This window comes from Trueperaceae bacterium (assembly GCA_019454765.1).
GTDB lineage: Bacteria > Deinococcota > Deinococci > Deinococcales > Trueperaceae > JAAYYF01.
In genome coordinates this window covers 1-5,576 of the sequence record JACFNR010000077.1, presented here as the reverse complement: position 1 = coordinate 5,576, position 5,576 = coordinate 1, and the positions used below count along the sequence as shown (strand labels likewise).

Here is a 5,576-nt window from a genome sequence, read left to right as displayed (position 1 = left end):
CCCCATGAGCAACACGAGAACCTACCCCCACCTCTACGGCGGGAAGGAGGTCCGGGGCGAGCGGACCTTCGAGAGCCGCAACTCGAGCAACACGAGCGACCTGCTCGGCACGTTCTACGAGGCCACCAAGGCGCAGGTGCAGGAGGCGGCGCGCGCCGCCAGGGCCGCCGCGCGCGGCTGGGCCAAGACGCCCGCACCCATCCGCGGTCAGGTCATCGGACTGGTGGGCCAGGCGATCGAGCGTGAGAAGGAGGCGCTGGCGCGCCTCATCACCCGCGAGATGGGCAAGACCCTCAAGGAGGCCCGCGGCGACGTGCAGGAGGCCATCGACACCTGCTACTTCTTCCAGAGCGAGGGTCGGCGCCTCTACGGGCAGAGCGTGCCGAGCGAGATGCCCAACAAGGACCTGACCACGTACCGGCGCCCCCTCGGCGTCGTGGGCATCGTCACCGCCGGCAACTTCCCCGTGGCCGTGCCGAGCTGGAAGATCGTGCCGGCGCTCCTCACGGGCAACACGGTGGTGTGGAAGCCGTCCGAGGACGTGCCCGCCTGCTCGTACGCCTTCGCCAAGATCCTGCTGGGCGCGGGCCTACCGTCGGGCGTCTTCAACGTCGTGTTCGGCGGCGGCAAGGACGCGGCCGGTCAGTACATGATCGAGCTGATGGACGACGGCCTCATCGACAAGATGGCGTTCACCGGCTCCAGCGCCGTCGGCCGCCACGTGGGCGAGGTGGCTGGTCGCAACCTGCAGCACCCGACGCTCGAGCTGGGCGGCAAGAACCCCCTCGTGGTCATGCGCGACGCCGACCTCGACAACGCGGTGCAGGGCGCCATCTTCTCGGCCTTCGCCACGGGCGGGCAGCGCTGCACCAGCGCGGGCAACGTCATAGTCGACGCGCCCGTCTACGACGAGTTCAAGGAGCGCTTCCTGGCCGCCGTGAAGGCGATCCGCATAGGCGACCCCCTAGAGACGGAGGACGTGCTCTACGGGCCCTTCATCAACGAGCGCTTCTTCGAGCGTTGGCAGCAGCAGTACGCGTGGGGCGAGGCGGACGGCGCCACCCTCCTGTACGGCAAGGGCCGCATCACGCCCGAGTCGAAGCCGAGCGGCTTCGTGGGCGACCCGACCAAGGGGATCTACGGGTGGCCCACGGTCTGGGAGGGCGTCAAGCCCGGCATGAAGCTCTTCCAGGAGGAGATCTTCGGTCCCACCATCAACCTCGTGAAGGTGGACGGCATCGACGAGGCGATCGCCACGGCCAACGCCGTCGACTACGGCCTCTCCAGCAGCATCTACACCAACGACCGCGAGTGGGTGTACGCCTACAAGGACAACGTCCAGGCGGGCATGACCAGCATCAACAACACCACCAACGGCGCCGAGGCGCACATGCCGTTCGGCGGCGTGAAGGCGAGCGGCAACGGCACGCGCGAGAGCGGCATCTGGGTGATCGACAGCTACACGTATTGGCACGGCGTGAACGACGACGTATCGGGCAAACTGCAGTTGGCGCAGATGGACACCGCCTACGTCGAGCCGCAGGCGCCCGTCCAGGTGAGCGACCTGTTCTAGGCCGGCCGCTGCGCAGCGTGAAGGGAGAACTCGCGATGACAGAGCTAGTGACCTGCTTGTGGTTCGACCACGGCGAAGCACGCAGCGCGGCCGAGTTCTACACGGCGACGTTCCCGAACAGCCACCTCGGCCACGAGAACACCGCCCCCGGCGACTACCCTGGCGGCAAGGCCGGCACGGGCCTGACCGTCGAGTTCACCGTGCTGGGCCAGAAGTTCGTCGGCCTCAACGGCGGACCGGAGTTCAGGCCCAACGAGGCGGTCAGCTTCATGGTGCCAACCGCCGACCAGGCCGAGACCGACCGCTACTGGGACGCCATCGTGGGTAACGGCGGCACCGAGAGCGCCTGCGGTTGGTGCAAGGACCGCTGGGGCTTCTCGTGGCAGATCACGCCGCGCCGGCTACTGGAGTTGACGACGAGCCCGGACCGCGCCGCCGCCAAGCGCGCGTTCGACGCCATGATGACGATGAAGAGGATCGACATCGCGGCGCTGGAGGCCGCCGTGGCCGGCTAACGGTCGAGGGCGGGCGCGCGGCCGGTGCAATTGACCGGCCGCGCGCCCGTCTAGGCCGCAGAATGGCGGCATGCCTCCCGCCGAGCGCCTGCGCGTCCTCCAACTCCTGCCGGAGTTCGGGGTGGGCGGGGCGGAGATGATGGTCGTGAACCTCATGCTCCACCTCGACCCGGAACGGTACGAGGTGCGGGCCGTCACGTTCTTCGACCCGCGCGGCACGCGCTTCGAGGGCGAACTGGCCGCGCACGGGCTGGAGGTCCGGTACCTCGGGAAGCGTCTCGGCTTCGACCCGCGGCTCTTCCGGCGCGTGCACCGCGAAGTCCGTGAGTTCGAGCCCCAGGTACTCCACTCGCACCTCGCGGTGCTGCCGTACGCGCTACCCGCCTACCTGGCCAGCCGCACTGTGCCTGCGTTCCACACGGTGCACAACCTCGTCGAGCAGGAAGCCGACCGCGCCGGGCGCAGCGCCGCGCGGCTGCTCTTCGGCTGGCGCGTGCAACCAGTGGCGGTGGCCGCTACCGTCAGGGACGGCGTGAAGCGCATGTACGGCGTGGACGCCCCCGTCATCAGGAACGGCATCGACTTGGCGCCGCTGCGGGCGGCCGCAGACCAGCGCAGCGCATGGCGGCGAGCCACGGGTCTCCCCGATAGCGCGTTCGTGTTCGCCTGCGTGGCTCGTCTCATGCCGCAGAAGAACCACGCCCTGCTGCTCGCGGCGTTCGCGGGCGTGGCGCGGGCGGTGCCGGCGGCGCGCCTGCTGCTAGTTGGCGACGGCGCCCTGCGCCAGACGCTGGAAGCGCAGGCGACGGCCCTGGGGATCACCCGCGCGGTGACGTTCCTCGGGGTGCGCGACGACGTACCCGCCGTGCTCGCCGCGGCCGACGCGTTCGTGCTGGCGTCTGATTTCGAGGGCAACCCGCTGTCCGTGATGGAGGCGCTGGCGGCCGGTAAGCCCGTGATCGCCACTGCGGTCGGTGGCGTGCCAGAACTGGTGACGCACGAGCGGAACGGCCTGCTAGTGGCGCAAGGTGACGGCGCCTCCCTGACCGCAGCCATGCTCGGCCTCGCGACCTCGCCCGCTCTAGCGCAACGGTTGGGCGCCGCGGCGGCCGCCAGCGCGGTGGAGTTCGGGGTCGACGCCATGGTGCGCGCCTACGCTGGCCTCTACTCGCGGGCGCTCACAGGCGGAGGCCGGCTAACCACTCACGGGCAGTAACCCCGCCGACCACCTGCGGTCCTCGCGTCGCTGACGGGCGTAGTCATGCATTGTTCCAAAGGCGGGCCGCCGAACGCCCGGTTGGCGGCGTGATGTTATCCTGCCCACGGTCCCTGCTGCACGTTGCAGCCCAAAAGCACGAATCCGCACGAACGCCCTTCCCTCCTGCCGTGCAGCCGACTTCGTCAAAGGAGGTCCCCCACGTGACGACCCTTAGCGCGCGTAGCGCGAAGCTGGTAACGCTCATACTGGCCGCCCTGGCGCTCCTTGGCGCAAGCCTCACCGCGCGAGCGCAGGAGGGCGAACCGCTGCGCTTCGAAGACCCGGCCCTCGAGCGGGCCGTGCGCGGACAAACCCTCAAGGCGGACGGGCCCCTGTATGCGGCAGACGTCGAGCTGATCGACTCGCTGTATGTCGAATGGCCGGAAGCCGATGACACGATCCAGTCGTTGGCCGGCATCGAGGCGCTAACGGGCCTCACGCGCCTGAACCTGCGCGGCAACGCCGTTTCCGACCTGACGCCGCTGGCGAGCCTCACTCAGCTAGAGGACCTGACCCTCAGTCATAACCGCGTCACGGACGTGAGCGCGCTCGCCTACCTGAAGGCGCTGAGGTACCTGGAGCTGCGCGACAACCAGGTAGTGAGCCTGGCCGCGTTGGCTGACCTCGAGAACCTGACGAGCGTGAACGTTAGCGACAACCGCGTGGTGAACTTGTCCGGCCTCGACGGCCTGCCGGAACTCTCTGAGCTGGCCCTCCACGGCAACGCCCTCGAGGACTTGTCCGGCCTGGAGGAACTACCTAACCTGCTGCAGGTAACGCTGTACGACAACCCGGCGCTAGACCTGTGCCCAGGCGGCTCCGCTCGGCAGGTAGTGGATGGGCTCATGGCGGCGGGGGTGCGGGTGGCCTACGTGGAGCGCGGCGCGGGCGACGCGCCGTGCGAGGCCCTGGCCGGCGTGGCGCCGGTGCGAGTGGTGATGAACACCGGGGGGCAGGAGGAGTTCCTACACTTGCAGGGTGGTCGACTCGCCAGGCTCAACCCCGACGGCACGCGCGTACTGGCCTCCTGCGTGGGCAGCGTGCAGACCATCTCCCTAATCAACGAGCAGCGAGGCGTGTACTGGTCCGGACTCATGGAGGAGTTCGTACGTGAACTCGCCACTTTCATCGCGGTGCACCTGTTGCCCGATGATCCCGAGGTGCGTTACGCGGTGGACGTGCAGGTCGAGGAAGTGGGCCAAGAGTCGGTGGCGGGTTACACCGCTCAGCACTATGAGGTGAACTGGCGACCAGACGACCAAGAGGGTGGCGCCGACAAGCCGTGGGCGCTCATGCAGGAGGTCTGGGTGGCGCCCGAGCTCGGCCGCGAACTGGAGGAGACCGGCTGCTCCCAGGTCGCCATTTACGTCGAACTGTTCCAGCTCCTGCAGGGAGCGTTCTCCTCGCAGCGCTTCTACGGGTTGTCCGGCAGCCCCGACTACGGTCAGGCCGTCACCGGTGGCTTCCCGGTGCGAGCCATCATGCACGCTCCCGGCTCCGACGCCGTGGTGGAGACGATAGTGACGTCGGTGGATGCTGAGAGCGCACCCGTCGGTTCGTTCGAGCTACCGGCCGGTCTGGAGCGGGTTTCCGGTGTGAGCGACGTGTTCTGACGCCGCGGGCCAGCACGTGTTCGGCCGCGCCGTACTAGGCGCGTGAGCGAACCGCAGCGTTGGGGCTAGTCGTCTCGCTGCAGCACCGCGGCCAGCCGCTCGTCGGCGAGCAGCGTCTTCAGCTCCTGGACGCGGTCCTTGTGCACGAGCAGCACGGCGTTGCCACGCTTCACGATGACGAGGTCGTGCACGCCGAGCGTGACGATGACGTCGTCTGGGTCCTCGGTGTAGACGATGTTGCGCGACGCGTCCAGGCCAACGTGGCGACCCACCACCGTGTTGGCGCCCCCCGGCCCGTCTTGCGGCGTGAGCAGCCGCTCCAGCGCCACCCAATCCCCGATGTCGTCCCACACGAAGTTGCCCGGCACCACCAGCGCCTTGTCGGTTCGCTCCATGAGCGCGAAGTCGATGCTGATCTTCTTGAGGGTAGGGAAGGTCTCGGCCACCTCGCCACTGGCGAAAGCGCGGCGCAACGGCACCATGAGGTCGGGGTCGTGCTTGTCGAGCTCAGCCAGAACCGTGCCGACGCGCCACACGAAGATGCCGGCGTTCCACAGGTGGCGCCCACCCGCCACGTACGCCTTGGCGGTCGGTAGGTTCGGCTTCTCGACGAAGCG

The 5,576-nt window shown here is 68.7% G+C and carries 5 protein-coding genes; 4 read left to right on the top strand and 1 reads right to left on the bottom strand.

Annotated features, from left to right (window positions below; genetic code table 11):
* Positions 1–4 precede the first annotated feature (4 nt).
* The 4 genes from H3C53_13170 to H3C53_13155 all read left to right on the top strand — a co-directional run bounded on the left by H3C53_13170 (position 5) and on the right by H3C53_13155 (position 4,959).
* Positions 5–1,573, top strand: a complete 1,569-nt coding sequence (locus tag H3C53_13170; GenBank protein ID MBW7917617.1) for an aldehyde dehydrogenase family protein — start codon at positions 5–7, stop codon at positions 1,571–1,573.
* Between the two features lie 35 nt (positions 1,574–1,608).
* Positions 1,609–2,088 (top strand): VOC family protein, encoded by a 480-nt coding sequence (locus H3C53_13165; protein ID MBW7917616.1) that lies wholly within the window; start codon positions 1,609–1,611, stop codon positions 2,086–2,088.
* A gap of 70 nt (positions 2,089–2,158) precedes the next feature.
* Positions 2,159–3,304 (top strand): glycosyltransferase, encoded by a 1,146-nt coding sequence (locus H3C53_13160; protein MBW7917615.1) that lies wholly within the window; start codon positions 2,159–2,161, stop codon positions 3,302–3,304.
* A gap of 203 nt (positions 3,305–3,507) precedes the next feature.
* Entirely contained in the window at positions 3,508–4,959 is a 1,452-nt protein-coding gene (locus H3C53_13155; GenBank protein ID MBW7917614.1) for a leucine-rich repeat domain-containing protein, read from the top strand.
* Between the two features lie 65 nt (positions 4,960–5,024).
* On the opposite strand, the gene H3C53_13150 is transcribed toward H3C53_13155, so the two are convergent.
* A partial coding sequence (locus tag H3C53_13150) for a mannose-1-phosphate guanylyltransferase (protein MBW7917613.1) occupies positions 5,025–5,576 on the bottom strand: 552 nt, incomplete at its 5' end.